This window comes from Crossiella cryophila (assembly GCF_014204915.1).
Classification (GTDB): Bacteria; Actinomycetota; Actinomycetes; order Mycobacteriales; family Pseudonocardiaceae; genus Crossiella; species Crossiella cryophila.
Window position 1 is genome coordinate 7,965,218 of sequence record NZ_JACHMH010000001.1, and the last position, 26,114, is coordinate 7,991,331.

Below are 26,114 nucleotides of genomic sequence, written 5' to 3' on the forward strand. Positions count from 1 at the left end.
ACTGTGCTCCTCCGGGTTCATCGCCGGATCACCCTGGCCAGGAACCGGCCCGCGGCCCTGGCGGGTTTGCCGATGATGGTGAACACGACGCAGACCACCAGCACGGCGGCCCAGTCGATGAAGATCGCCACCAGCACCAGGGCGGCCAGGGCCAGGACGTTGAGCAGGCAGCCCCATTCGACCTTCCATTGCAGTGGCCCGCCGAGGAACCAGCGGGTGTGCACCACGGTCATCAGCACGGGGGCGAGCAGCACGGTCGGCAGGAACACCACCGGCCCGACCTCGCGGCCGGCGGGCAGGATCAGGTAGGCCACGGTGGGGATCAGCGCCAGGAACAGCAGGACGACCGCGCTGACGGACTGGAACCCGGACCGGGGTGAGGCGTCGTTGGGTGCGTCGGTGGACAGGAAGACCCGGTTGACCTCGTCCAGCAGCCCGTCGATCGCCGCGCGGTCGGCGGGTTCGGTGGTCACCGCGCGGAGCTGGAGCAGTTCACGCACGGCGTCGGCGTAGCGGTTGGCGTTGAGCAGGGTGTGCACCTGCCGGAGCACGCCGGTCTCGGCCAGGTCGGCCAGGTTCTGCTCGATGGTGGCCCTGGTGTCCTTGTCCACGGCCGTTTCCGCGGCGTCGGCCAGCAGTTCCCCGGCGAGTGCCAGGTCCATGCCCTCGGCCATGGCGCAGTTGTTGAGCAGCACCGCGACCGAGTCCCGGAACCGGTCCGCCCGCCAGAACCGGTGTCGTGGCAACGCGATGTCCAGCCAGTCCAGCAGCGGGATCAGCTCGACCTCGGCCCGCCGCCCGGCCTCGGCCGGTTCCCCGGCGCGTTGCAGTGCGCCGAGTTCCTCGTGCAGGGCCTGCCCGCGTTCCAGTTCCGCCTCGGCGGCCAGCACCCGCGCCTGGTCGGCGAGTTCGGGTTCGACCGCCCAGACCTCCAGCAACGCGATCAGTTCGGCGTCCCGGTTCGCGGCGGCCAGTGCGACCTGCGGCCCCAGCAACGCGGCCGCGAACCCGGATCGCAGACCGTCCACAGTGGACTCGTCAAGCCGCCGGTCCCGCAACGCCCGCACCCGGTGCCCGACGTGCGCCCAGAAGTCCTGGTGCGCCAACGCCTCCGCCCACGCCCGCGCCGCCTCGCCCCACCGGCTCGCCCGGTCCCGCCCGCGCAACACGTCCTGCTCTTCCAGGTCCAGGACCTCCGCATGCGCCCGGACCGCCGCGTCGTGCGACTCGTGCAGTGCGGCCGGGCAACCGCAGTCCCCCGGCTCACCCCAGTGCCAGAACAACTCGGCGACCAGTCGTTGTTCGGTCTGCTCCAGGAGGTCGAAAGCCGCGCGCAGCAACGGATCCGGCTGCGCGGTGAGGGCCTGCTGCCGCCGCTGCCGGACCAGTCGTCCCGGCGCGTCGGTGGGCAACCCGGTGCGGTGGAAGGGATTCAGCCGGTAGAGGTCGGCGCGGGCCACCGCGTGCAGCCGGGCGGCCGCGGTCCCGGCCCGGTCCGGGCCGGTCATCGGTCCATCACCGACAGCACGATCTGCCCCAGCGGCACGGTCGCCACCAGCGCGAGCAGGAACGCGGCCAGCGCGGTCAGCAGCATCGCCGGTCCCGGTCCACCCCACAGCACCCCGAGGACCACCGCCACCGGGATCAGCCCGGCCAGCACGGCGCGGCCCCGGCTCCAGCGGGCCATCGGTCCGTACCGGAACCAGTCGGCCTGCACCACGGTCACCGGCAGCACCGACACCAGCGCGGTCGCGATCCCGAGATCCCTGGCGGCCAGGCCAAGGGCGACCCCGATCCAGGCCACTCCGGCGACGAACCACAGGCACACCGCGGCCTGGGCCAGCCACCCGGCGGGCGGCGACCGGTGGCCCGGCGCCCGCCTCGCGGTGAACCAGGAGGGGCTGAGCTGGGCGAGCAAGCTGTCCAGCAGCGCGATGTCCGCGGGGGCGGTGGCCTTCGCCCGCAGCTCCCGCAACCGCCTGACCGCCCCCAGCTGGTTGCCCACCTTGACCAGGGTGAGCACCACCTCGATCTGCTGGTGCACCGACTCGGTGACCGTGGCCTGCTGGTTCTCCTCGATGCCGCGCCGGGTGTCCGGGTCGACGGCCAGCCTGCCTGCGAGTGCCAGCAGCAGTTCGGCCTGCCACCGGTGCTGCTTGCCGTCCAGGGCGACCGCGCCGTTGTTGAGCATCACCGCGGCCTGGTCGCGCACCCAGGCCGCCCGCCGGAACCGATCGGCGGGCAACGCGCGCTCCAGCAGGTCCACCATGGGCACCAGTTCGTTGAGCGCCAGCCCGGCCGCTTCGTCGCCGCGCCGGAGTTCCAGATGCTCGCGCAGCGCCTCGGTCAGCGCCTTGGTCCGGGCCAGCATCGGCTCGGCCGCCCGCAGCCTGGCGTCGTAGACCAGGTCCCCGTCCAGATCCCACACCTCCAGCAGTTCCATCAGCACCGGCTCCTGCCTGGTGCGCGCCAGCACCACCTGCGGCTCCAGCAACGCCTGCCCGATCACCGCGCGGAAACCGTCCACAGTGGACTCATCAAGGCGCCGGTCGCGCAGCGCACGCATCCGGTGGGCGAGGTGCCGCCAGAACGCGTCCTGTTCCACCGCGTCCAGCCAGGCGTCGGCGGCGTCGGTCCACCGGTCCACCCGGTCCTCGCCACGCACCGCCAGCGCCGCCTCCAGGTCCAGGACCTCCGCGTGCGCGCGGATCGCGTCGTCGTGCGCCCGGTGCGTCCGCGCCGGGCAGCCACACTCCCCCGGCTCGCCCCACCACCAGAACAACTCGGCGATCAACCGCTGCTCCGGCTGCTCCAACTGGTCGAAAGCCGCCCTGACCTGTTGGGGCGTGGCGGTTTCCGGCAGCGGCAGCCGCGCGTCGACGGCCCCGTCCGGCCGGAGCTGGAGCAGCTGACGCCGTTGCCGCAACACCTTGGCCGGGGCGTCGGTGGGCAGACCGGTGACCCGGAACGGGTTACGCAGGTACACTTCCGGCCCGGCCGCGGCCAGCAACCGCCTGCTCGCGCTGCCCGCGCGGTCGGGGACGCTCACATCACCACCCCCCGCCGCCACAACTCGACCCGGTAGCCGTGCCGCCCGCGCGCGCACGGACAGCGGCGCACCGCCCGGTCCAACTCGGCCGCCGCCTCGGCCAGTCCGCCGAGCCGCCGGGCCAGTGCGAGTGCCCTGGTGGCCTGGGCCTGGGCGGCGGTGTGTTCGGGGCCGCGGTCGCAGTCCGGTGGCGCGGGCGGGGGTTCGGGGCGGCGGTGCGGGGTGGCCGGGGCATGGCGGGCGCGCAGGCGGTCGGCGAGTTCCATGGCGTGGCTGATCCGTTGCCGCGGATCGAGTTCCAGGGTGGCCAGCACGATGCGGTCCAGTTCCAGGGTGGCCAGGGCGATGGTGCCCAGCGACCACACGTCACTGGCCCGCGAGTAGCCGAGCAGTCGGTGCAGGCTGCCGCCGGGCAGGTACTCCATGGTGAAGTAGCCGCGCGCGCCCTCGGCGGTGCGGATCATGCCCGCGTCGAAGACCCGCACGATGTTGTGATGCCCCAGCCGGGACAGCAACTGGGCCTCACCGAGCAGCTCACGGGTCCGCGCGTCCGAGGTGAGGTGCTTGAACACCTTCATCGCCTGCCGCCCGAGCACCTCGTGCCACACCCGGCACACCTCGGCGTAGGCGCCCTGCCCGAGTGGCTGCTGCACCACCAGGCGGTCGCCGACCACGTCGCCCGGCGCGAGCAGACCCATCAGTCCGCGCCCCCTTCGCACGTCAGTTCAGTGCGCGCAGTCTGCCGCCGCACCCTCGGGAGCATTCCCGGGGTGCGGGTTCCCTGGCAGGGGGTTGGCAGCTAGGGGACAGCGACCGGCTCAGCGCTCGGTGCGCGGCCGCACTATGCAGTCCGGACCGGGCGTCATGATCGACTCATGCCCGTCAGCGGTGCGGACCCGGTAGGGCGGGGTGCCGTCGGCGCCGAGCACCTCGACCACCTCCAGTACCCGGTTGCCGTTGCCGACGATCCGGCCGTGCACGGTGAGCTGATCCCCGACGCTGGCACGCATGCTGAACTCCCTCGCGGTGGGTGACGTGCTTTCAGCATCGCTTGTGCCCCAGTGGCACCACAGGCCCTCATGGGGTGAACCAGCAGGTCAGAGTGGTTGTGTGCGCACGCACGCTCAGCGCAGGGTGTCCCAGGAGCGGCGGAGCTGGGTGAGCCGCTCGTCCAGGTAGGCGGCGGTGGCGCGCGGGCCGGTGGGCAGCACCCGGAGGGTCAGTTCCAGGGCGGTGGACCAGAGTTGTTCGACCAGGTCCAGGTAGGGCAGCGCGGCCAGGTCGGCCGGGGTGAGGTGGCGGACCTCGTCGTAGCCCTGGTGGAAGTAGTCCCACAGGTCGCTGCGGCTGGACCGGTCGAAGCGGTAGAGCCGGACGTGGTCCCAGGCCCGCCAGCCGGGGGCGGCCAGGTCGAAGTCGTAGAAGGCGAACCGGCCGTCCGCGTCGATCACCACGTTGTCGATGCTGACGTCGCCGTGGCAGATGCCGAAGTCCAGGCCCTGCCCGGCCAACTCGGACAGCCGGGTCCGGCAGGTGGCGGTGACCTGGGAGAGCAGTGTCTTGTCCGCGCGCCGCGGGCTGTGGCCGCGGATCAGCGCGACCGGCTCCTCCAGGGTGCGGCGCAGGTCATAGGGGCGGGCGCCCTCGGTCCGGTCGAAGCCGGCGGTGGCCTCGTGCAGCCAGGCCAGCGCCCGCCCGAAATCCCGGTAGTTGGTCGAGGTGAACGGGCGTCGCGGCTGCTCACCCGGCACGTACTCGGTGACCAGCACACAGCGTTCACCGGCCGCGGTGCCGATCACCCCGCACGGCGCGCCGTCCAGCCGCGGCACCGGCCGGGACACCGCGGCGCCCCGGTCGGCCAGGTGCGTCAGCAGCGCGGTCTCCCAGGCCACCTCCGGCGCGGTGCGCCAGCTCGCCCCGTACACCTTGATCACATACCGCCGGCCCTGGTGGGTCAGCAGGAAGACGTCGTTGGTGTGTGCGCGGACCAGCCGCGGCCGGGTGGCGCCCGGCAGGCCGTAGTCGTCCAGCAGCGCGGTGATCGCGGCGAGATCGACCCTGGCCATCGGGGCGCTCACACGGCTACTTGGATTCCTCGCCGTTGCCCTCGGCCGGTGTCTCGGCCTTGGGCTCGGCCGCCGGTTCCTCCACCGGCAGCAGCGCCTGCAGCGCCGCACCGGTGATCCGCCGGAACTTGCGCCGCGGCCGGGTGCGCTCCAGCACCGCGACCTCCAGCAGCTTGACACCCAGTTCCTTGGGCTTGTCACTGGCCGCGGCCGCGGAACCGACCCTGGCGGGCGCGGCGGCGGTGGCCTTGAGCGCGGTCACCGCGACCGGCACGGCCTCAGCCAGCGTCATGCCCTCGCGGTAGGCGTCCTTCATCGCGGTGCTGATCGCCTCGGCCTGCCCGCCCATCACCATGTAGTTGGGCTCATCGCTGATCGAGCCGTCGTAGGTGAGCCGGTAGAGCTGGTCGGTCTCGGCGGTCTCGCCGACCTCGGCCACGCAGATCTCCACCTCGAACGGCTTGAGCTGCTCGGTGAAGATGGTGCCCAGCTGGGAGGCGTAGGTGTTGGCCAGCGCCCGCGCGGTGACATCCCGCCGGTCGTAGGCGTAGCCGCGCACGTCGGCGTAGCGGATGCCCAGCGTGCGCAGCGCCTCGAACTCGCTGTAGCGGCCGACCGCGGCGAAGCCGATCCGGTCGTAGATCTCCGAGACCTTGTGCAGGGTGGTCGAGGGGTTCTCCGCCACGAACAGCACGCCGTCGGTGTAGGTCAGCACGACCACGCTGCGGCCGCGGGCGATGCCCTTGCGGGCCAGCTCCGACCGGTCCCGCATCACCTGCTCGGCGGAGGCGTACAACGGCATCGTCACGGTGGTAACTCCCGGCTTGTGTGTCGACGACTAGGGCTGGGTGAAGGGACGGCTCAGCCGCCGGGGTTGGCCATCCGGCCTTGCACGACCGCCTCGGCCACCGCCTTGGTGGCCTCCTCGGACCACTTGGTGGCGCCCGCCTCGGCGGTGATGGTCACGACCATCGGGTAGATCCGCCTGGTCAGGTCGGGCCCGCCGGTGGCGGTGTCGTCGTCGGCGGCGTCGTAGAGCGCCTCGACCGCGGTGCGCACCGCGGTGTCGGCGTCGGCGGCCGGGTCGAACTTCTTCTTCAGCGCGGCCTTGGCGAACACCGAGCCGGAGCCGATGGCGTGATAGCCCTGGTGTTCGTCGGCGCGGCTGCCGGTGATGTCGTAGGAGACGATCCGGGCGGCGCGCTCGGGGTCGGCGGCGTCGGGGTCGTAGCCCACGAACAGCGGCAGCACGGCCAGGCCCATCATGGCCGCGTCCAGGTTGCCCCGGACCATGGTGCCCAGCTTGTTGGCCTTGCCGTCCAGGGACAGCGAGACGCCCTCGATCTTCTCGTAGTGCTCCAGCTCCACCGCGAAGAGCCGGACCAGCTCCACGGCCAGCCCGGCCACACCGGCGATGCCGACGGCCGAGTAGTCGTCGGTGACGAAGACCTTCTCGATGTCCCGCTGCGCGATCACGTTGCCCTGGGTGGCCCGGCGGTCGCCCGCGAGCAGCACCCCGCCCTTGAAGGTCGCGGCCACGATGGTGGTGCCATGCGTGACCGCGCCCGTCACCGGTACCTCCGGCAGCGGACGCCGGCCCGGCAGCAGATCGGGCGCCGCCTGTCCAAGGAACTCACTGAAGGACACCGCCCCCGGCGCGAAATAGGCAGGGTGCAGGGCCGCGCCCGGGTAGTTCCGGGCCGACGTGTTCTCCATCGGCTGTCTTCGTCTCCTGGTGCGGTGTGCGGCTGGGACAGAGGTGGACGAGCGGGGCTACTGCCCGCCCTTCTGCACGTATGCGCGCACGAAGTCCTCGGCGTTCTCCTCCAGGACGTCGTCGATCTCGTCGAGGATCGCGTCTACATCCTCGCCGAGCTTCTCCCGACGTTCCTGACCAGCGCCGCCAGCCTCGGCCGACTCGTCGTCGCCGTCGCCGCCACCCTGCTTCTGGACCTGCTCCTGTGCCATTTCGCCTCCCCGTTGGTTGGCCTGTCCGCAACATTACCGACCATGACCGACAAGGTGGAGACACCGGTCAGGTCTGTAACCAAGAAGATCAACGGCGGGTGAGCTGCCGGACCAGTTCCTCGGCGGTGTCCGAGGCTTCCAGCAACGCTCCGACGTGCGCTTTTGTCCCACGGAGGGGTTCGAGGGTGGGGATCCGGACCAGTGAGTCGCGGCCGAGGTCGAAGATCACCGAATCCCAGGATGCGGCCGCCACCTCGGTGGGGTAACGCTCCAGGCAGCGGCCCCGGAAGTAGGCCCGGGTGTCCTCCGGCGGCGCGGTGATGGCCGCGCGCACCTCCTCCTCGCTGACCAGCCGCTTCATCGAGCCGCGGGCGACCAGGCGGTTGTAGAGGCCCTTGCCCAGCCGGACGTCGGAGTACTGCAGGTCGACCAGCTGCAGCCGGGGCGAGCCCCACTGCAGGTTGTCCCTGGCCCGGTAGCCCTCCAGCAGCCGCAGCTTGGCCGGCCAGTCCAGCCGGTCCGCGCAGCTCATCGGGTCCCGCGCGAGGTCGTCGAGCACCTCGGCCCAGGTCTTGAGCACGTGCATGGACACCCGGTCCGCGCCGTTGCGCTCAGCGTGCTCGGCGGCCCGCTCGTGGTAGGCGTACTGCAGGTCCAGGCCGCTGAACTTGCGGCCGCCCGCCACCTCCACCTTGGCCTTGAGCGTGGGGTCGTGGCTGATGGTGTGCACCGCGCGCACCGGATCGGTCAGCCGCAGGTCGTCGAAGCGACGGCCGGACTCGATCATGTCCAGCACCAGCGCGGTGCAGCCCACCTTGAGGTAGGTGGAGTACTCGGCCAGGTTGGCGTCGCCGATGATGACGTGCAGGCGGCGGTACTTGTCCGCGTCGGCGTGCGGCTCGTCGCGGGTGTTGATGATCCCGCGCTTGAGCGTGGTCTCCAGCCCGACCTCGACCTCGATGTAGTCCGAGCGCTGGGAGAGCTGGAACCCGGCCTCCTCGCTCGCCGCGCCGATGCCGACCCGCCCGGACCCGGTGATGACCTGCCGGGAGACGAAGAACGGGGTCAGCCCGGAGATCACCGCGGTGAACGGGGTGCTGCGCGCCATCAGGTAGTTCTCGTGGGTGCCGTAGCTGGCGCCCTTGCCGTCGATGTTGTTCTTGTACAGCTGGAGTCGCGGCTGGCCGGGCACGGTGGCCGCCTTCATGGCGGCCTCCTCCATGATCCGTTCCCCGGCCTTGTCCCAGATCACCACGTCCCTGGCGTTGGTCAGCTCGGGGGTGGAGTACTCCGGGTGCGCGTGGTCGACGTAGAGCCGGGCGCCGTTGGTGAGGATGACGTTGGCCGCGCCCAGGTCCTCCACATCGTGGTCGGCCGGGGCGCCACCGGGCGGACCCAGATCGAAGCCGCGGGCATCCCGCAGCGGTGACTCCACCTCGTAGTCCCAGCGCGCCCGCCGCGCGCGGGGGATGTCCGCCGCCGCCGCGTAGGCCAGTACCACCTGGGTGGAGGTGAGCACTGGGTTGGCCGAAGCGTCGCCGGGCACGGAGATGCCGTACTCGACCTCGGTTCCCATGATCCGCCGCATACCGGCAGCCTACGGGGTACGACTGTCAGTTACGTCAGTCTGACGAGTAGATCGTGTCGATACTGCTGCCCAGCCTGCCGATGTCGGCCCCGTAGACGTGCACCGAGACCGCGAGGGTGGACCCGGCGTTGCGCACCAGGTGGATGTCGCGCTCCGGCGGCACCAGCGCGGACACGCTGCCGACCGGGTTGACCACCACGTCCCGCCGGTGCAGGCCCCGGCTCCTCGGGTCGAGGTCATAGCGGATCTCCTCCTCCTTGCCGCGCAGCACGCCGACCACGCACCAGCAGCGGTGGCTGTGGATGGGGGTGCGCTGGCCGGGCAGCCAGACCAGGGACACCACCGAGTAGCGGCCGTGCGGGTCCACGTGCACCAGGTGCTGGCGGTAGCGGTCCGGGGCAGGCAGCAGGTGCGCCGGGGCCAGCACCCGCGGCTGGGTGAGCAGTTCGCCGAGGCAGCCCGCCACCTCGCCGACGATCCGCCGCGGGTGCGCGCCACCCCCGACGATCTTGTCGACCCGGCGGGTGAAGGCGCACATGGCCCTGGTCCGGAGGTGGCGGAGTTCGGCGGCGGAAGTCATGGGGAAAGTGTTTGGCGAATTCGGCGCACAGTCCAACAACCATTCCGCACAGCGACCCCAAGCCGGACTTATACCGCGGGTCCGCACCTTTGGACGGCTTATTTCCGGCGGAAATCCGTGATAGAGACGGTAAATGCTGGAGCTACGACACCTGCGGGTGCTGCGCGCGGTCGCCCGCACCGGGTCGTACTCGGCCGCCGCGGTGCGCCTGGGCTACACCCAGCCCGCGATCAGCCAGCAAATGAAGGCCCTGGAACGGCTGTGCGGCACTCCGCTGGTGGTGCGCTGCGGACGCAAGATGCGGCTGACCGAGGCGGGCGTGGAACTGGTCCGCCGGGCCGGCCTGGTACTGGCCGAGGTGGCCGCGGCCGAACGCGCCGTTGGCGAACTGGCCGGACGCCAGGCCGGTCAGGTGCGCCTGGTGGTCTTCCCCAGCGGCAGCGCCACCCTCGTCCCGCCGGTGGCCGCGCGGATCAGCCGGGACCACCCCGATATCCGGCTCTCCCTGACCGAGGCCGAACCACCGGAGTCAGTGGAATTACTGCGCGCGGGGGAATGCGATCTGGCACTCGCCTTCACCTATCCCGGCGAACCGGAACCCATCGAAACCCCTGGCTTGTTGAAGGTGAAACTTTTCACCGACCCACTCGTGGTCCTGCTGCCAGCCGGACACGCGTTGTGCACCGCCCCCGGAGTGTCATTGTCGGATCTGGCCAGGGAGCATTGGATCGCGGGCTGCGCGCGCTGCCGGGAACACCTGGTGCACGCCTGCGCGGCGGCCGGTTTCCGCCCCGACATCACCTTCGCCACCGACGACAACCTGGCGGTGCAGGGCCTGGTCGCGGCCGGATTGGGGGTGGCGGTGGTGCCCGAGCTGATGCTCAGCGCGGTCCGCCGGTCGGACGTCTGCGTGCGCCCGCTGCGACCCCCGCTGCGCCGCGAGGTCTACCTGTGCACCTGGCCCGACCTGGCCAGGGTGCCCGCGATCGGGCTGACCGTGGCCGCGCTGCGCCAGGCGTGCGCGAGTTCATAACTGCCGGTCGTGGCACGGCGGCGACCCGGCGATGAAGACTGTGCGGGTGGCTTCAGGCGATGAACTGGTGGCGATCTACGACGAGTCCGGCGCGGTGACCGGCAGCGCGCCGAGGCGGGTGATGCGAGCCGAGGGCCTCTGGCACGCCAGCACCGCGATCCTGCTGCGCTCCACCGACGGCGACCGTGTCTACGTGCACAAACGCAGTGACAGCAAGGACATCAACCCCGGTCGGCACGACTGCTGGGCCGGCGGTGTGGTGGACGCGGGCGAGGACCCCGCGGTGTGCGCCGAGCGCGAACTGGCCGAGGAACTGGGCGTCTCCGGCGTCCCGCTGCGCCACCTGTTCACCCTGCCGTTCGTGGTGCCCCCGGTCCGCGCGCACCAGTACGCCTACGAGGCGTTCTCCGACGCCCCCGTGACCCACCAGCCCGAGGAGGTGGTCTCCGGCGAGTGGATGACCTTCACCGAGCTGAGCGAACGCCTCGACGACCCCGACTGGCCCTTCGTCGACGACGGCCGCGCGCTTATCCAGCACTGGTTCCAGACCGAGTCGGGTAATAATGGAGGGTAAGGTCATCCACTTGGGGAGCTGACCCGTTGCGCGAACTGGCCACCACACTGGGCGCCACCGACATCACCGTCGAAGCCCACGCAGACTGGACTCTGACCAGCTGCACAGTGCCCACAGACTCCTACCCCATCCGCCTGGACATCCTGGCCGACAACACAATCCCGCCGGAGCGGATCTCCTACCTGCTACCCGCGGGCGCCGCCAACTTCACCGGCAACTACTTCACCCCGCGAGACCACAACCTGGCCCAGCACCTGCGAGTCCACGGCAGCCTGGTGATCGGCGTGACCCCACGCGAGGACGCCCTTCCCACGGCCACCGACCCCGCGGCCGCCGCCATGGACCTGACCCAGCACAGCACCGACCTGGCAAAGGTCATCGAAGCGGTGGAAGCGTTGCTACCCCTGCCCTTCGAGGTGATCGGCCACTCCGGCGGCGCGGCCACCGCCCTGGACTACGCCGCCAAGGACACCTCGTCCCACCTGGACCGAGTAGTGGTCCTGGACAACGTGGGCCCCTTCACCGACCCAACCCTGATAGCCGACGCCAAAACCTCCCTGGCCGCCTTCCAAGCAGCCCTGGCCGCGGGCCGCCACGCCCTGGACGGCACCAGCATGGTCCTGGACCTACTGACCAAGCAGCCCCAGGAACCCACCCAAACCCCCCGCGCCGAAGGCCACCCCGGCAACTTCACCGCAGGCGGCCAACTCCACCACCACCTCATCCGCACCGCCCACCTCCCCCTCCCCTTCCGCCTGATCTACCACGAGAGCAACCTGGCGGGCCGCTACACCTTCGCCCCCACCCCGGCAGAAGACACCTGGGAACTCCACCACACCCCCCTGCCCCGCTACGCCGAGTCCCTCCGCGCCTACGGCAGCGGCGCGGTCCCCCTCGCCTGGGTCCGCGACACAGCCGCGATCTGGTCCGGCGAAACCACGGTCCACCACCTGGACTTCACCAAAATCCGCGCAAAGGTGTTGTGGCTCAACATGTCCAACGGCATGGGCAACCACCCCAACGGCGCCAACCTGATCCGCCAAGCAGGCAACCCCCACGTCACCTACCACCTGATCAAAGGCTACGGCCACCACGACCTAACCCTGGGCACCAACGCCCACAAAGACATCTGGCCCCTGATCACCACCCCCTAGCCCCCGTACAACAACGGCCAACACGCCAAAAGCTCTGCGCGTGTTGGCCGTTGTCGTACGGAGTGTTGGCCGTTCTTGTACGGCACGTTGGCCGTTCTTGTACGCCATAGGCGATTGCGTGCGGGCGGAGCCCGGAGAACAGGCGGCCGGGGTGGCTTTTCAACACTCCCCGAGCGGTTCCCCCATCCCCGTCAGCCTGGAGAGGACACACCACATCCCGGGCGCGCAGACCGCAACCTGCCGCCGCCCTAGCCACCCAACCGCAACGGTCTGCGTGCCCGGGATGTGGTTTGGTATCGGAAGGCTGACGGGGATGGGGGAACCGTACGAGCACTGCTCTTGCTCTTCGTCTTTGTTCTTGGATTTTCCCCCCCCCATCCTTTGATTTCTGCCCGTCCGGCGAGGACGCCCTTGACTGTCGCTCGTGTACCTCAGCAACAGAGGCCAACAACACAAAGATCAAGAGCGAAAAAGATGGCCTCGCCGGCCGGGCAGACCACCGGAGGGGGGTGCACAGATCAAGAACCGGGATGAGCAGGTTGCGGGGCGGGGATTGTGCTGCCGGGGCCGGATCCAGCGTGGCTCCGAGGGCTCGCGTGTTCTCCGCACGGCCTTCCGCAAGCCAACCACACCTCACCGAGCGGCCCCCGTCACCTTGGGAGGCTAGGGCGGCGGCAGGTTGCAGGGGCCACTCGGCGAGGCGCGGTCAGCAAGCTCCAGGCCGTACGGAGAACACACGAGAACCCTCGTCGTGGGGTTTGCACCCCCAACCCCAAACCCCGCCCCGTCCCACAACGGCCAACGACCCGTACAACAACGGCCAACACTCCGTACGAAAACGGCCAACACGGCGTACAAGAACGGCCAACACGCGTGCGGGGGTCAGGTTTGTAGGCCGTTGAGCATTACCGCGAGGTACTTCTCGCCGCCTGCCATCGGATCCGAGCTGCGGGTGGCCGCGTGCACCACCCCACACAGCAACGCCCACAGATCCTCGGCGTTCACCGCGGCCCTGAGCTGCCCGTCCGCCCTGGCCCTGGCCAGCAGCGCCTCGGTGGCCACCCCCAGCCTGCCTTTGCGCGCGGCGGTCTCAGCCCCTGCGGCCGAACCGCTGGCCATCACCTCGGCCAACCCCGGCTCGGCCAACGACAACGCGACCCAGGACCCCGCCAACCGGGTAAGGGCCGCCCAGGCGTCGGCGGCCTCGAGTGCCCGGCCCACTTCAGCCAGCAGCTGCTCGAACTGGTCGTCGGCCAGTGCCTCGATCAGGGCCTGCCGGGTCGGGAAGTTGCGATACACCGTGCCGACCCCCACCCCCGCCTGCCTGGCCAGCTCGTTGAGCTGCAAGGACAGGTCTCCGGCCGCCATCGCCGCGCGTGCGGTGGCCAGCACGCGGTCGCGGTTGCGCACGGCGTCCGCACGCTGGGGCTTCCGGTCGGTCACCAGGCCAGGCTAGCTGATGGGCTATCCGGTTTGGCTCAGCCGCGCTGGTTGAGGGCGTAGCGGGTGCCGTCCTGGTCCTCGAACATGGACCACCAGCCCCAGGGCTGCTTGCTGGGCGGCTCCGGGAAGCTCACCCCGCGCTCGACCAGCTCGGCGTGGGTCTGCTCGATGTCCTCGCAGGTGAAGAAGACGTTGGAGTGCGGGAGTTCCGCAGGCAGCGCCCGGTCCACCGGGTGGTGCGCGCCCTTGCCGTCCAGGACCAGGGACACCGCCCCATCCGGGGACATGACCTCCAGCCAGCGGGCGTCCTCGCCGTAGGCGGCGTCGATGGCGACGGTGAAGCCCATCCGGTCCACCCAGAACGCCTTGGCCGCGTCGCAGTCGCGCACGGTCAGCACGACCTTGTTCACCCCAGTGATCATCACGAACCTCTCTCATATATCCACGGTGGATACAACGAGGCTGGACTGTATCCTGTGCCGGTGAGTTCCGCAAAGGCCCTGCCGCCACTGACCCCGGCGGCCTTCCAGGTGCTGCTCGCGCTGGCCAGTGGCGCGCGGCACGGCTACGGCGTGATGACCTTCGTCGAGGACACCACCGGCGGCACGGTCAAACTCGGCCCCGGCACCCTCTACCGCACCCTGGCCCGCCTGGTCGCCGACGACCTGGTCTCCGAGACCGAGGCCGCCGACCCGGACGCCCCGCACGACGCCCGCCGCCGCTACTACGAACTCACCGCCCGCGGCCGCCAGGCCGTCCGGCAGGAGGCCGAACTGCTCGCCAACCTGGTCGAGGCCGCCCAGCGGGCCGGCCTGATCACCACCCGGCGGTGCGCGTGAGCACCCGCCCCACCGGCTTCGCCCCGCACCTGTTCGTCAAGGACACCGAAGCCGCGATCGCCTTCTACACCAAGGTTTTCAGCGCGCACGAACTCTGGCGCAACCGCCTGCCCGACGGCACCATCCTCTTCGTCGAACTCGCCCTGGGCGACCACCGCCTGCTTATCAGCGAGGAAACCCCGTCCCTGGACGCCCTCGCCCCACCCACCATCGGCGGCAGCCCGGTCCAGCTGCACGTGGAGGTCGAGGACGTCGACCGGGTCTACCGGCAGGCGCTCTGGGCGGGTGCCGAGGAGGAGATCCCACTCCAGGAAGCGTTCTGGGGCGAGCGGTTCGGCGCGTTCCGGGATCCGTTCGGGCACCGCTGGGCGGTCTCCACCGGCCGCGAGCACCTGAGCCCGGAGGAGATCTACGCCCGCACCCCGCCGGAGGTCTGATCCCGCGCGTACTCCCACGGTTGTACCCGCACTGTCCACCACGGCCGGACGAAACCCGCCCGCGACCCGGACACGCTGTCCCCCATGGAAACCACCCGCACCCGCCGGGCCGCGCTGCTGCTCCCGCTGGCCCTGTTCTTCGCCGCCGTCAACGCAGGCGTCATCTTCCTGGTGCACGCCGAATACGCCTCCTGGCGCGGCCTCACCGCCGTCGCCCTGGACCCGGTGCACAGCGCCTGGTCCGGCACCGTCTTCACCCTGGTCATCCCCCTGGCCGTGGTCTCCACCGTGCTGGCGCTGATCATGCTCCTCCAGCGCCACCCGCTGCTGCCGGCCTGGACGACCTGGGCCGGGGTGGCCGCCCAGACCGCGATCATGGCGACCAGCATCCTGATGTGGCCGCGCTGGCAGCAGGAGATCGGCCAGACCAAGGCCCTCGGCGCCGCCTACGAGTCGATCATGGACACGCATTGGCTGCGGGTCGCGCTGATGACCGCCTACAGTGTGTTCGTGCTGGCCCAGACCCTCTACCTGCTGCTCCAGCGCCGGTCGCCGGTCCCGGCATGACCGGCCGCACCCGGGCCGCCCTGCTGGACCTGGCCGTGTTCGCGCTCGCCCTGGCCGTCGCGCTGCGCTGGCCGGGGCAGCGCCCCCTGGACGGCCTTGGCTGGCCGCTGCTGCTGGCCGGGTGCGCGCCACTGCTGCTGCGCACCCGGTTCCCGCTGCTCGCACTGGCCGCGCACAGCGTGCTCGCGGTGCCCTACCACTGGCTGGACTACTCGCACGAGGCGCTGATCGTGCCCGCCCTGCTGCTGTTGTTCACCGCCGCCGAACTCCTGGCCCGGCCCTGGTCCTGGCTGGCCCCGGCCGCGGTGCTGCTGATCACCTTGTCCGCCAGGGTGATCCAGGAGGGCGGCATCACCCTGGGCACGGTCGGCACCCTGGGCTGGCTGGTGGCCGCGGCGGTGCTGGGCGCGGCCGTGCGCGCCACCAGGGCCGCCCGCTCGGCCCGGCGCGCCGAGGCCGGTCGCCGGGCCGCGGAGGAACGGCTGCGCACCGCGCACGACCTGCACGACGTCCTGGCGCACAGCATCACCGTGATCGGCGTGCAGGCCGGCGTGGCCGCGCACCTGCTGGCCGATCCCGCCCCGCTGGACCGCGCCGCGCTCACCGAGACCCTGGGCGGCATCACCGAAGCCTGCGTACGCGCCCGCGCCGAGGTCAGGGCCGCCCTGGACTCGCTGCGCGGCCCGCTCGCCGAGGAATCAGCGCAACGCCTGCCGGTCCCCGGCCTGGCCGGACTGCCCGGACTGCTGAACCCGGTGCGCGCCACCGGCATCCGGGTCGACCTGCGTGCCGACGGGATCGGCGAACTGCCGCCCGCCCTGGACGTGGTCGCCTACCGGATCGTCCAGGAGGCGCTGACCAACGCGGTCCGGCACGCCCACGCCACCCTGGTCACGGTGGAGATCCACCGCGGCGCCACCCACCTGCTGCTCACCGTCACCGACAACGGCCGCGGCGCCCCCACCGCCACCGGCGGACTCGGCCTGACCGGCCTGGCCGAACGCGCCCGCGCCCTCGGCGGCACCCTCAGCACCGGCTCGCCCCCTGGCGGCGGTTTCCTTGTCCTGGCCGAACTCCCGCTCCCGGAGCCCGCATGATCCGCGTGGTCCTGGCCGACGACCAGACCCTGGTCCGCCGTGCCTTCGCCCTGCTGCTCGGCTCCGCGCCGGACCTGACCGTGGTCGCCGAGGCGGCCACCGGCGCCGAAGCCGTGCGCGCGGCCCGCGAACACCGGGCCGACGTGGTGGTGATGGACATCCGGATGCCCGAACTCGACGGTGTGGAGGCCACCCGCCGGATCGCCGCGGACGAGGACCTGGCCGGTGTCCGGGTGCTCGTGCTGACCACCTACGACACCGGCGACAACGTGGTCGCCGCGCTGCGTGCCGGGGCCAGCGGGTTCCTGGTCAAGGACACCCAGCCCGCCGCCCTGCTGGACGCGATCCGCACGATCGCCGCCGGCGAGTCGCTGCTGTCCCCCGGCCCCACCGCGACCTTGATCGCCCGCTTCCGCGAAACCCCGGAACCCGTTGCCAGGCAAGGGAATCTCTCGGTGCTCACCGCCCGGGAGACCGAGGTGCTCACCCTGGTCGCCCAGGGCCTGACCAACCACGAGATCGCCGCGCGGCTGGTGCTGAGCCCGCTGACGGTGAAGACCTACCTGAGCCGCCTGCTGACCAAACTCGACGCCAGGGACCGGGTGCAGCTGGTCATCCTGGCCTACCAGGCCGGTCTGGTCTGACCGGCCTGGTAGGCCAGGAACATCAGTCCGCGACCAGCGCTTCCAGCGGGCTGACCCTGGCCGAGCGCCGGGCCGGTCCGACCGCGGCGACCAGGGCGAGGGCCACCAGGCCGAGGCCGACGGCGCCCAGTTGCAGCCAGGGCACGGTGACCGAGCCGAACAACTCCAGGCTCTGCACCGCCAATCCGCCGTACAGGCCGCCCAGCCCGAGCCCGACCACCGCCGCGCACGCCCCGAACACCACGGCCTCCCAGGCCAGTGCCGCCCGCAACCCGCCGCGGCTCAGGCCCATGGCCCGCAGCAGACCGGACTCCTGGGTCCGCTCCACCACCGACAGCGACAGTGTCACCGCCACGCCGACCACCGCGACCAGCACGGTCATCCCGACCAGGCCGAGCGCCACGTAGGTCATGGTGTTGAGCGCGGAGGCCAGTTCCTTCTTCATGTCCTCCGGCACCACGACCCGGATGCCGCCAAGGGATCCGGCGACCGCGCCGACGGCCTTGCGCAGCTTGTCCACATCGCTGCCCGCGACCGGGTCGATGAGCAGCTGGCTCACCTCGGCCTTGGGCGCGATCTGGGCCAGGTCGCTCGGGAACAGCGAGACCCCGCCGAGGGTGGCCGCGTCCCGGTAGACCACCGCCACCGGCAGCTCCAGCTTGCCGCCAGGACCGGTCACGGTGATCTTGTCGCCGACCTTGACGCCGTACTTGTCGGCCACCGCCAGGGACACCCCGGCCTTGCCCTTGCCCAGGTCGGTGAGCTTGCCGCCCTCGACCCGGCCCTTGGTCAGGGCGGGGAACCCGGCGACGTCCGCGCCGACGGTGTAGATCCGGTCCACGCTGCCGCCGGGGGCCGACAGGGCGAGCTGGGCACTGCTCAGCTTGCCGATCGGGCCGGACTCCGGCAGGTCGTCCAGGGTCTTGATGGCGGCCGCGGACAGGCCCTCGGAGTCGTTGGACTCCACCACCAGCTTGGCCGGGTAGCGCGCGTCCAGGCGTTCGATCGCGCCGGCCTGGGCCGAGCTGAGCCCGACCAGCACGGCCGCGATCAGGCCCACGCCCATGGTCAGCACCACCGTGGTGGCCGCGGTCCGCTTGGGCACCCGCAGCGCGTTGCCGACCGCGATCCGCCCAGGCACCCCGCCGATCTTGCGGATCGGCGCGCCGAAGAGCCTGGCCAGCAACGGCATCAGCAGCGGTCCGCCCAGGATCAGCGCGCCGAAGGCGAAGACCCCGGAGCCGACCACGGTGAGCAGGTTCAGCGTGTCGCCCAGCTTGACGAACAGCAGACCGATCGCGGCCAGGGTGAACAGGACCATGAACACGATCCGCGCCTTGCTGCGCCCGGTGCCGGCCTCGCTGACCCGCGCGGCGCCGAGTGCGGCCACCGGCGGCACCTTGGTGCCCTGGACGGCCGGGCCGACCGCCGCGATCACGGTGACCACGGTCGCGGCCAGCACGCACAGCGCCAGGCTGAGCCAGGAGACCTGCAACGGCGGCAGCGGGTCCTCGACCTGGGTGTTGACGATCGCCAGCGTCCCGTAACCCAGCGCCAGTGCCAGTCCGCCGCCGAGCAGACCGGCGACGAACCCGGAGATCCCGGCCTCGGTGAGCAGCGCGCGCAGCACCTGCCTGCGCGAGGCGCCGACACAGCGCATCAGCGCGGTGCGCCGCCGCCGCTGGGCGACCACGATCCGGAAGGTCGAGGCCACCACCAGCGCCGCGGCCAGCATGGACAGACCGGTGAACACGCTCAGGATCATCAGCGCCTGATCCGCCGCGCTGCCAAGGCGATCGGTGTCGATCTTGCGCTGTTCGGCCCCCGTCCGAACAGTGGACATCGCCGGGCCGAACTTGGCCTTGACCGCGGCCACCAGCTGCTCCGGCGAGGTGCCGGGCGTGGCGGTGAGTTCGTAGGTGTACCAGGAGGATCGCGGTTCCAGCGCACGCACGGTGGCAGGCGGCGCGACCAGGGTGCGGTCCCCGCCGCCCTTGAGCTTGACCACGCCGGTGACGGTCAGCGTGGCGGCCTTGGCGCCGCGCTCACCGGCCAGGGTCACGGTCGAACCGATCTTGAGGTCCTCGCGCTTCGCGGTGGCCTCGCTGACCCCGACCTCGTTCAACGCCACCGGCATCTTGCCACTGAGCAGCGTGGCCCGCGCCAGCGCGCCGGGGGTGTCGGCCACCACCCGCCACGGCTGGCTGCTGTCGGTGGGACTGGCCAGGTAGGCCGCGCCCTCCGGCGCCACCTCGGCCACGCCCGGGACCGCCTTGATGGCGGCGGTGTGGTCGGTGCCGGGCTTGTCCGGGTGCTGCGGGTCGTACTCGTTCTTCGGCGAGAGCACCGCCGCGGCCGCCTCCGGCGTCTTGGAGGCGGAGTTGGTCAGCGCGACCCGCATGGTGTCGGTGAACATCAGCGAGGCCGCGGCGAACATGGTGGCCACCACCACGGCCAGGCCGGTCAGCAGCAGCCGGGTTGGCCGCTGTTTGATCTCCTGGATCACGGTGCGCAGCAAGGGCGAACGCGCCACCGTCACACCCCCAGCTTGCGCAGCGCGTCCAGCACGGAGTCCGCGGTGGGCTGGTAGATCTCGCCGGCGAGTTTGCCGTCGGCCAGCAGCACCACGCGGTCGGCGTAGGAGGCGGCCACCGGATCGTGCGTCACCATGACCACGGTCTGCCCGAACTGGTGCACCGACCGCCGCAGCAGGTCGAGCAGCTCGTGCCCGCTCTTGGAGTCCAGGTTGCCGGTGGGCTCGTCCGCGAAGATCACCTCCGGCCGGGACACCAGGGCGCGGGCCACCGCGACCCGCTGCTGCTGCCCGCCGGAGAGTTCCGAGGGCCGGTGGCCGAGCCGGGCGGTGATGCCCAGGATCTCCACCAGCTCGTCGAACCACTTCCGGTCCGGCTGCTTGCCGGCCAGTTCCAGCGGCAGCAGGATGTTCTGCTCCGCGGTGAGCTGCGGCAGCAGGTTGAAGGACTGGAAGACGAACCCGATGCGATCCCGCCGCACCGTGGTCAACGCCTTGTCCGACAACGAACTCAGTTCGGTCTCACCGAGGAACACCGACCCACCCGAGCCGGTGTCCAGGCCGGCGAGCAGGTGCATCATGGTCGACTTGCCCGAACCGGATGGCCCCATGATCGCGGTGAACCGCCCGGCGTGGATCTCCAGATCAACCCCGTCCAGCGCCCGCACGGCGGCCTCACCACGCCCGTAGACCTTGACCAGGCCGACCGTCCGAGCCGCGACCCGCAGGTCGGCGCCCCGGCGCAGCGGTGGAGCTGACGTCACGAATTCCTCCAATGTCCGATTGGAACGGTTCGAACCCCAGACCGTCCCAAGTGGACGGCAACCGGCCATGAGTCTGCTGCGCCCCCACCCCGCCCGCCACCGGTGCAACCCCGGACTTACCCCGAGATACCCCCCAAAGGGCCATACGGGCCCTGTGGTCCAAACCACTCCCGCGTGTTGGCCGTTCTCGTACGCCACGTTGGCCGTTCTGGGACGGGTTGGGTCAAGAGCGACGATCAAAGGCGTCCTCGCCGGACGGGCAGAAATCAAAGGATGGGGGGGGAAAATCAAAGGCACAGAGCAGTGCTCGCACGGTTCCCCATCCCCGTCAGCCCTCCGATACCAAACCACATCCTGGGCGCGCGGACCCCTGCGGTTGGGTGGCTAGGGCGGCGGCGGGTTGCGGGTCCGCGCGCCCAGGATGCGGTGTGTCCTCTCCAGGCTGACGGGGATGGGGAACCGCTCGGGTGGGGTTTGAAAAGCCACCCCGGCTGCCCGTGGTCGGGCTTCGCCCGGTCGCGATCGCCCAAGGCGTACAAGAACGGCCAACGTGGCGTACGACAACGGCCAACACACCGTCCCAGAACGGCCAACACGCGCGGAGGGTTGAAACCCTCGTCGGCGTGTTGGCCGTTCTTGTACCGCGTGTTGGCCGTTCTTGTACCGGGTGTTGGCCGTTGTGGGACGCCGTGTTGGCCGAACTCGTACGCCCCCGACTCCGGAGCGACGCCGGGTCAGCTGCCCAACAACTCGCGCAGTACCGGCAGGCTCTCCCGGTAGCGCCGCGCGTACCGCTGCGCCTGCCGCCCACGCCAATACGGCCCCCCGTTGTACCGGGCCGTCAGCTCCGCCCCCTGCCCCTCCCCCAACTCCCCCACGAACCCGGCCTCCCGCCGCAACCCCGCCAGATGGATCGCCGCCACATAGATCCCCTGCCGCGGCTCCTTCAGCGTCGCGATGATCTCCCGCCGCTGCCCCGCCCCCAACGCCCCCGGGTCATACCCCAGCGCCTCCGCGCCCCGCCGCACCTGGATCGCCATCGGCCCGTAGGAGGTGTAGTCCGGGTTGCCCGCCGCGCGGCCCGGCAGCAGTCGTTGCGGCACGTTGCGGCGCAGCCAGTCCACGATGTCGTCCAGGACCATCGGCTTCTCGCCGACCTCCTGGTAGGCGACGCCTGCCAGGACCTCGGGTGGGAGGTCGTTGTCCTTGGCGGCGGTCTCGATGATCTCGCGGTTCTCCCGCAGCCAGCGGGCCCGGAACCGGGTGCGGCCCTCGCCCAGGCGGCACCACCACAGCAGGCAGTGCCAGGTGCGCCAGGTGATCGTGCCCCCCGGCAAGGCGGTGGCCCGCTCCCGCACCTGGCGCAGGACGGGCGAGATGTCCGGCTCGCTCACGGGTTCCACGGTAGCGAAAGTGATCACGGCGGAAGGCCCGGCCACCCCCTAGGGGGATGACCGGGCCTTGGGTGTCCGTGGTGTTACAGGTACTGGCCGGTGTTGCTGGCGGTGTCGATCGCCCGTCCGGCTTCCTGGTTCTTTCCGGTCACCAGGGTGCGGATGTAGACGATGCGCTCGCCCTTCTTGCCGGAGATCCTGGCCCAGTCGTCCGGGTTGGTCGTGTTGGGCAGGTCCTCGTTCTCGGCGAACTCGTCCACGATCGCGTCGTGCAGGTGCTGGACGCGCAGACCGGGCTGCTTGGTGTCCAGTACCGCCTTGATCGCGGCCTTCTTCGCCCGGTCCACGATGTTCTGGATCATCGCGCCGGAGTTGAAGTCCTTGAAGTACAGGATCTCCTTGTCACCGTTGGCGTAGGTGACCTCCAGGAAGCGGTTGTCCTCCGTCTCGGAGTACATCCGCTCCACCGTGTGCTGGATCATCGCCTGGATGCACGTCGACCGGTCGCCGCCGAACTCCAGGAGGTCTTCCTCGTGGATCGGCAGGGTCGAGGTCAGGTACTTGGCGAAGATGTCCTTGGCCGCCTCGGCGTCCGGCCGCTCGATCTTGATCTTCACATCGAGCCGCCCTGGCCGGAGGATGGCCGGGTCGATCATGTCCTCGCGGTTGGAGGCGCCGATCACGATCACGTTCTCCAGGCCCTCGACGCCGTCGATCTCGCTGAGGAGCTGGGGAACGATGGTGGTCTCGACGTCGGAGGAGACACCGCTGCCACGGGTACGGAAGATCGAGTCCATCTCGTCGAAGAACACGATCACCGGGGTGCCCTCGGATGCCTTCTCCCGAGCCCGCTGGAAGATCAGGCGGATGTGCCGCTCGGTCTCCCCGACGAACTTGTTCAGCAGCTCCGGGCCCTTGATGTTGAGGAAGTAGGACTTCGCCTGGCCGTCGGTGTCACCACGGTGCGCGGCGACCTTCTTCGCCAGGGAGTTCGCCACCGCCTTGGCGATCAGCGTCTTGCCACAGCCGGGCGGGCCGTAGAGCAGCACGCCCTTGGGCGGGCGCAGCTCGTACTCGCGGAAGAGTTCGGCGTGCAGGAACGGCAGCTCCACCGCGTCGCGGATCTGCTCGATCTGCTTGAACAGGCCGCCGATGTCCTCGTACCCGATGTCCGGAACCTCTTCCAGCACCAGGTCCTCGACCTCGGCCTTGGGCACCCGCTCGTAGGCGAAGCCTGCCTTGGAGTCGACCAGCAGGGAGTCGCCGGGCTTGAGCGGCTGCTCGAGCAAGGGCTCGGCCAGCCACACCACCCGCTCCTCATCGGCGTGCCCGACGATGAGCGCCCTGGCCAGGCCCTCGCCCTCGTGCAGCACCTCGCGGAGCGAACACACCTCGCCGGTGCGCTCGAACGAGCCGCCCTCCACCACGGTCAGCGCCTCGTTCAACCTGACGCTCTGACCGAACTGGAGGCTCTCCGCTTCGACGGCCGGCGACACCGCGACCCGCATCCGGCGCCCCGCGGTGAACACGTCCACCGTGGAGTCCTCGTAGCGGGCCAGGAAGACGCCGTAGCCACTGGGCGGCTGCGCGAGGCGATCGACCTCTTCGCGCAGGGCCAGCAGCTGACCGCGGGCTTCCTTCAGCGTCTCGACCAGCTTGGCATTGCGTTCTGTGAGCTGGCTCACACGAGTTGTGGCCTCGGCAAGTCGCTGTTCCAGCAGCCGCGCGTGCCGAGGCGACTCGGCGAGCTTTCGGCGTACCAGGGCCAGCTCGTCCTCAAGGAACCGAATCTGTGCACTGAGTTCAGCGGCCGTGCCACCGCTGATCCGCTCGCCACCCTCGTCGGGCTGGCTGCCGGGACGATCGTGCTGCATGTCGGCACCCCTCCTCCCGTGCTCTGTCCGTTCACGGTACCGGCGATCACCGACAACAACGTTGTTCTACATGGCAACCGGGCGTGGCGAAAGGTCACAACCGCCCACTCGGCCGGTCGAACTGCTCCATCTCGGTGTAAGGACCTACCGGTCACCCACTACGGTGCGTCGGGTAGAGGTCGGTCAGCGCCCGAATGGGCGGATCGGCGGCGCGAGCGGTACCCATAGGAGATCCTGATGTCCGTCCCACCACCTCAGCCGGGACCAACGGGCCGGCAAGTTGGCTGGGGACAACAGCCCAGTGGCTACCCACAGCAACCGGTTTTGCCGCCCCGAACTGGACCGGAGCAACGACCGGGTGGACTTTCCGCAGCGTACCAATATCTGGGACGAAAACTGCGGCAGCCGAAGCCGGCCCCCGAGGCCGGTTATCCGGTGCAGGGCCCGCACACCGGCTACCCCCTGTCGCCGGGACAGCACCCCAACCCGCTCGCCTGGGTGATCGGCGGCGCGGGGGTGGCCGGGCTGGGTCTGGTGACCATCCTGGTGCTCGGTTTCACCGGCGACACCGGCTTCGACACCGCGCAGGAGGCGGTGCAGGCGTACGTGAAGTCGGTGAACGAGGACATCGGCAACCCGGACCTGTACTGCCCCGCCTACCGCAAGCAGGCCGAGAGCGACGCGGCCAGGGCGCGCGAGCGTTTGGGCGCACGGAGCACCGCGACTGCCAGTCAGGTAACGGAGAGCGGGACATCCGGTAGCGCTGTGGTCACGTTGGAGGCGCAAACCGCGGCCGGGTCATTGAGAATCAGGAACAAGCTCGCGCTGACCCAGGACGAGGGCTGGACGATTTGCGGGATCACCCCGGAAATCGACTTCCCCCGGCCGACGCCACCCGGCTCCGGCGGCTGACGAACGCGACACCACCGACGACGAAGGAGCGCCGAGGTGACCTACCCCCCGCAGGGCCCGTACGGCCAGGATCCGTATGGACAGCAGCCCGGCCAGCAGCCGGACCCGTACGGGCAGCAACAGCCCGGCTACGGCCAGCAGCAGCCCGGGTACGGCCAGGACCCGGGGTACGGCCAGCAGCCCGGTTACGGGCAACCGCAGCCCGGTCCGGGGCAGCAACCCGGGTACGGGCAGCAGCCGGGGTACGGGCAGGACCCGTACGGCCAGCAGCAGCCCGGCGGGTACGGCCAGCAGCCCGGCTACCCGCCCACCGGCGGCTTCCCGCAGCAGGGCTACGAGCAGCAGCCGCAGTACGGCGGCCCGCAGTACGCGGCCTACCAGGCGGCGCAGGGCCAGCCCCGGAAGAACAAGACCGGCATCATCGTGGCCGCGGCGGTCGCGGGCGTGGTGGTGCTCGGCGGCGGCGGCGCGGCGCTGTACTTCCTCAACCAGGGCCCGGACGCGCGCGAGCAGGCCACGGCCGTGCTGGCCAACTACCAGCGCGACTTCGACAAGAGCGTGCTGGACATCAACCCGGAGAAGGACTACCAGCCGTACCTGTGCGCGGATGACATGAAGAACCTGCGCGAGCGGCGCGAGATCGTGGAGAAGAACCGGTCCTCGAGCACCGCGACCCAGACCAGGAGCACCACCGCGCACAACAGCAAGGCGACCATCACCATCACCGCGGTGGAGGCCAACGAGGACGCCGGCACCGGCACGGTGAAGGCGGACCAGGTCAGCACGGGCAGCACCGGCAAGGAGAGCAAGCAGGAACGCAGCTTCAAGCTGGTGAAGGAGAACAGCGAGTGGCGGATGTGCGGGCTGATCGCGGCCGCGGAGAAGCCGGGCGGCGGCTCTAGCGGCAGCACGCCGAGGCCGAGCCTCTCCCTCCCGTCCTTCCCGAAGATCACCATCCCCAGCTTCACCATCCCCAGCCTCAGCCTGCCTCCCCTCCCCACCACCGGCGGCTGATCCCCCCGTACGACAACGGCCAACACACCGACAGGCTTCACAAGCCCCCGGCGTGTTGGCCGTTGTCGTACGGCGTGTTGGCCGTTGTCGTACCGAGTGTTGGCCGTTCTTGTACGCCGTGTTGGCCGTTGTGGGACGGGTCGTTGGCCGTTGTTGTACGGCCGCAGGCCGGGGGTTGGGGTTGGGGTTGGGGTTGGGGGTAGACCCCCACGACGAGGGTTCTCGTGTGTTCTCCGTACGGCCTGGAGCTTGCTGACCGCGCCCCGAGGAGCGGCCCCTGCAACACAATCCGCCGCCCGGCCAACCCAACGTGACCGGGGCCGCTCCTCGGGGTGTGGTTGGCTTGCGGAAGGCCGTACGGAGAACACACGAGCCCTCGGAGCCACGCTGGAACCGGCCCCGGCAGCCCAAACCCCGCCCCGCAACCTGCTCATCCCGGGGTTTGATCTGCCCTCCCCCCTCCGGTGGTCTGCCCGGCCGGCGAGGCCATCTTTTCCGCTCTTGATCTTTGCGCTTGTGGCCTCTGTTGCTGAGGTACACGAGCGACGATCAAGATCGTCCTCGCCGGACGGGCAGGAATCAAA

The 26,114-nt window shown here is 70.6% G+C and carries 26 protein-coding genes; 10 read left to right on the forward strand and 16 right to left on the reverse strand.

Going from position 1 to position 26,114, the window contains the following annotated elements:
- Nucleotides 1-17: 17 nt before the first annotated feature.
- The 10 genes from HNR67_RS34140 to HNR67_RS34185 form a co-directional block, all read right to left on the reverse strand.
- Nucleotides 18-1,508, reverse strand: coding sequence for a hypothetical protein (locus HNR67_RS34140; RefSeq protein WP_185006646.1), 1,491 nt, complete (start codon nt 1,506-1,508; stop codon nt 18-20).
- On the reverse strand, nt 1,505-3,049 hold the full coding sequence (locus HNR67_RS34145; RefSeq protein WP_185006649.1) for a hypothetical protein: 1,545 nt from the start codon (nt 3,047-3,049) through the stop codon (nt 1,505-1,507). Before HNR67_RS34145 ends, HNR67_RS34140 begins: the two co-directional genes overlap by 4 nt.
- Nucleotides 3,046-3,747: a protein kinase domain-containing protein gene (locus HNR67_RS34150; RefSeq protein ID WP_185006651.1), complete on the reverse strand. Its 702-nt coding sequence runs from the start codon at nt 3,745-3,747 to the stop codon at nt 3,046-3,048. Before HNR67_RS34150 ends, HNR67_RS34145 begins: the two co-directional genes overlap by 4 nt.
- A gap of 120 nt (nt 3,748-3,867) precedes the next feature.
- A complete protein-coding gene (locus HNR67_RS34155; RefSeq protein ID WP_185006653.1) occupies nt 3,868-4,059 on the reverse strand; it encodes a DUF1918 domain-containing protein in 192 nt (63 codons plus the stop codon).
- A gap of 114 nt (nt 4,060-4,173) precedes the next feature.
- Entirely contained in the window at nt 4,174-5,115 is a 942-nt protein-coding gene (locus HNR67_RS34160; protein ID WP_221490147.1) for a phosphotransferase enzyme family protein, read from the reverse strand.
- 16 nt (nt 5,116-5,131) lie between these two features.
- Entirely contained in the window at nt 5,132-5,923 is a 792-nt protein-coding gene (prcA, locus tag HNR67_RS34165; protein WP_185006657.1) for a proteasome subunit alpha, read from the reverse strand.
- A gap of 53 nt (nt 5,924-5,976) precedes the next feature.
- Nucleotides 5,977-6,831, reverse strand: a complete 855-nt coding sequence (prcB, locus tag HNR67_RS34170; protein ID WP_185006659.1) for a proteasome subunit beta — start codon at nt 6,829-6,831, stop codon at nt 5,977-5,979.
- 57 nt (nt 6,832-6,888) lie between these two features.
- Nucleotides 6,889-7,083 (reverse strand): ubiquitin-like protein Pup, encoded by a 195-nt coding sequence (locus tag HNR67_RS34175; RefSeq protein ID WP_185006662.1) that lies wholly within the window; start codon nt 7,081-7,083, stop codon nt 6,889-6,891.
- 88 nt (nt 7,084-7,171) lie between these two features.
- Nucleotides 7,172-8,671: a depupylase/deamidase Dop gene (gene dop, locus HNR67_RS34180; protein WP_185006664.1), complete on the reverse strand. Its 1,500-nt coding sequence runs from the start codon at nt 8,669-8,671 to the stop codon at nt 7,172-7,174.
- A gap of 34 nt (nt 8,672-8,705) precedes the next feature.
- The gene (locus HNR67_RS34185; protein ID WP_246492658.1) at nt 8,706-9,251 is read right to left on the reverse strand and encodes a cysteine dioxygenase family protein; all 546 of its coding nucleotides are present in this window, start codon (nt 9,249-9,251) and stop codon (nt 8,706-8,708) included.
- A gap of 133 nt (nt 9,252-9,384) precedes the next feature.
- Between HNR67_RS34185 and HNR67_RS34190 the strand changes: the two genes are divergently transcribed.
- Genes HNR67_RS34190 through HNR67_RS34200 form a run of 3 tightly spaced genes read left to right on the forward strand, consistent with a single transcriptional unit; the run spans nt 9,385 to nt 12,012 of the window.
- A complete protein-coding gene (locus HNR67_RS34190; RefSeq protein ID WP_185006666.1) occupies nt 9,385-10,284 on the forward strand; it encodes a LysR family transcriptional regulator in 900 nt (299 codons plus the stop codon).
- A 46-nt stretch (nt 10,285-10,330) separates the two neighbouring features.
- Nucleotides 10,331-10,858: an NUDIX hydrolase gene (locus HNR67_RS34195; protein ID WP_312988675.1), complete on the forward strand. Its 528-nt coding sequence runs from the start codon at nt 10,331-10,333 to the stop codon at nt 10,856-10,858.
- Between the two features lie 26 nt (nt 10,859-10,884).
- Nucleotides 10,885-12,012 (forward strand): hypothetical protein, encoded by a 1,128-nt coding sequence (locus HNR67_RS34200; protein ID WP_185006670.1) that lies wholly within the window; start codon nt 10,885-10,887, stop codon nt 12,010-12,012.
- 882 nt (nt 12,013-12,894) lie between these two features.
- On the opposite strand, the gene HNR67_RS34205 is transcribed toward HNR67_RS34200, so the two are convergent.
- Together HNR67_RS34205 and HNR67_RS34210 are read right to left on the reverse strand one after the other, a co-directional pair.
- Nucleotides 12,895-13,455, reverse strand: coding sequence for a TetR/AcrR family transcriptional regulator (locus tag HNR67_RS34205; RefSeq protein WP_185006671.1), 561 nt, complete (start codon nt 13,453-13,455; stop codon nt 12,895-12,897).
- 35 nt (nt 13,456-13,490) lie between these two features.
- A complete protein-coding gene (locus HNR67_RS34210; RefSeq protein ID WP_221490148.1) occupies nt 13,491-13,877 on the reverse strand; it encodes a VOC family protein in 387 nt (128 codons plus the stop codon).
- A 60-nt stretch (nt 13,878-13,937) separates the two neighbouring features.
- Between HNR67_RS34210 and HNR67_RS34215 the strand changes: the two genes are divergently transcribed.
- The 5 genes from HNR67_RS34215 (at nt 13,938) to HNR67_RS34235 (ending at nt 17,039) form a co-directional block, all read left to right on the forward strand.
- Nucleotides 13,938-14,294, forward strand: coding sequence for a PadR family transcriptional regulator (locus HNR67_RS34215; RefSeq protein ID WP_312988677.1), 357 nt, complete (start codon nt 13,938-13,940; stop codon nt 14,292-14,294).
- Nucleotides 14,291-14,731, forward strand: a complete 441-nt coding sequence (locus HNR67_RS34220; RefSeq protein ID WP_185006673.1) for a VOC family protein — start codon at nt 14,291-14,293, stop codon at nt 14,729-14,731. Before HNR67_RS34215 ends, HNR67_RS34220 begins: the two co-directional genes overlap by 4 nt.
- 84 nt (nt 14,732-14,815) lie before the next feature.
- Nucleotides 14,816-15,298 (forward strand): hypothetical protein, encoded by a 483-nt coding sequence (locus HNR67_RS34225; protein WP_185006675.1) that lies wholly within the window; start codon nt 14,816-14,818, stop codon nt 15,296-15,298.
- Nucleotides 15,295-16,395 carry a sensor histidine kinase gene (locus HNR67_RS34230; RefSeq protein WP_185006677.1) on the forward strand — a complete coding sequence of 367 codons (1,101 nt, stop codon included), beginning with the start codon at nt 15,295-15,297 and terminating at the stop codon, nt 16,393-16,395. The genes HNR67_RS34225 and HNR67_RS34230 overlap by 4 nt, the downstream gene beginning before the upstream one ends.
- Complete coding sequence (locus HNR67_RS34235) at nt 16,392-17,039, forward strand: response regulator (RefSeq protein WP_185006679.1); 648 nt, start codon at nt 16,392-16,394, stop codon at nt 17,037-17,039. Before HNR67_RS34230 ends, HNR67_RS34235 begins: the two co-directional genes overlap by 4 nt.
- 22 nt (nt 17,040-17,061) lie before the next feature.
- On the opposite strand, the gene HNR67_RS34240 is transcribed toward HNR67_RS34235, so the two are convergent.
- From HNR67_RS34240 to arc, 4 genes are all read right to left on the reverse strand, one after another.
- Nucleotides 17,062-19,572, reverse strand: a complete 2,511-nt coding sequence (locus HNR67_RS34240; protein ID WP_185006681.1) for an FtsX-like permease family protein — start codon at nt 19,570-19,572, stop codon at nt 17,062-17,064.
- Between the two features lie 2 nt (nt 19,573-19,574).
- A complete protein-coding gene (locus HNR67_RS34245; RefSeq protein ID WP_407645154.1) occupies nt 19,575-20,336 on the reverse strand; it encodes an ABC transporter ATP-binding protein in 762 nt (253 codons plus the stop codon).
- 734 nt (nt 20,337-21,070) lie between these two features.
- Nucleotides 21,071-21,730 carry a hypothetical protein gene (locus tag HNR67_RS34250; protein WP_185006685.1) on the reverse strand — a complete coding sequence of 220 codons (660 nt, stop codon included), beginning with the start codon at nt 21,728-21,730 and terminating at the stop codon, nt 21,071-21,073.
- Between the two features lie 83 nt (nt 21,731-21,813).
- Nucleotides 21,814-23,604, reverse strand: a complete 1,791-nt coding sequence (arc, locus tag HNR67_RS34255) for a proteasome ATPase (RefSeq protein WP_185006687.1) — start codon at nt 23,602-23,604, stop codon at nt 21,814-21,816.
- Nucleotides 23,605-24,039: 435 nt separating this feature from the next.
- On the opposite strand from arc, the gene HNR67_RS34260 reads away from it, so the two are divergent.
- Nucleotides 24,040-24,516 (forward strand): hypothetical protein, encoded by a 477-nt coding sequence (locus HNR67_RS34260; protein ID WP_185006689.1) that lies wholly within the window; start codon nt 24,040-24,042, stop codon nt 24,514-24,516.
- Between the two features lie 36 nt (nt 24,517-24,552).
- Nucleotides 24,553-25,530 (forward strand): Rv0361 family membrane protein, encoded by a 978-nt coding sequence (locus tag HNR67_RS45245; protein ID WP_246492659.1) that lies wholly within the window; start codon nt 24,553-24,555, stop codon nt 25,528-25,530.
- The last annotated feature ends 584 nt before the right edge of the window (nt 25,531-26,114 follow it).

Bases quoted from the DNA above. Each gene is read 5' to 3' on its own strand.
- prcB (WP_185006659.1), bottom strand. From the start codon at position 6,831: ATGGAGAACACGTCGGCCCGGAACTACCCGGGCGCGGCCCTGCACCCT.
- HNR67_RS34230 (WP_185006677.1), top strand. From the start codon at position 15,295: ATGACCGGCCGCACCCGGGCCGCCCTGCTGGACCTGGCCGTGTTCGCG.
- HNR67_RS34210 (WP_221490148.1), bottom strand. From the start codon at position 13,877: ATGATCACTGGGGTGAACAAGGTCGTGCTGACCGTGCGCGACTGCGAC.
- HNR67_RS34235 (WP_185006679.1), top strand. From the start codon at position 16,392: ATGATCCGCGTGGTCCTGGCCGACGACCAGACCCTGGTCCGCCGTGCC.
- HNR67_RS34185 (WP_246492658.1), bottom strand. From the start codon at position 9,251: ATGACTTCCGCCGCCGAACTCCGCCACCTCCGGACCAGGGCCATGTGC.
- HNR67_RS34140 (WP_185006646.1), bottom strand. From the start codon at position 1,508: ATGACCGGCCCGGACCGGGCCGGGACCGCGGCCGCCCGGCTGCACGCG.
- HNR67_RS34190 (WP_185006666.1), top strand. From the start codon at position 9,385: ATGCTGGAGCTACGACACCTGCGGGTGCTGCGCGCGGTCGCCCGCACC.
- HNR67_RS34150 (WP_185006651.1), bottom strand. From the start codon at position 3,747: ATGGGTCTGCTCGCGCCGGGCGACGTGGTCGGCGACCGCCTGGTGGTG.
- HNR67_RS34175 (WP_185006662.1), bottom strand. From the start codon at position 7,083: ATGGCACAGGAGCAGGTCCAGAAGCAGGGTGGCGGCGACGGCGACGAC.
- HNR67_RS34160 (WP_221490147.1), bottom strand. From the start codon at position 5,115: ATGGCCAGGGTCGATCTCGCCGCGATCACCGCGCTGCTGGACGACTAC.
- HNR67_RS34225 (WP_185006675.1), top strand. From the start codon at position 14,816: ATGGAAACCACCCGCACCCGCCGGGCCGCGCTGCTGCTCCCGCTGGCC.
- HNR67_RS34155 (WP_185006653.1), bottom strand. From the start codon at position 4,059: ATGCGTGCCAGCGTCGGGGATCAGCTCACCGTGCACGGCCGGATCGTC.
- arc (WP_185006687.1), bottom strand. From the start codon at position 23,604: ATGCAGCACGATCGTCCCGGCAGCCAGCCCGACGAGGGTGGCGAGCGG.
- dop (WP_185006664.1), bottom strand. From the start codon at position 8,671: ATGCGGCGGATCATGGGAACCGAGGTCGAGTACGGCATCTCCGTGCCC.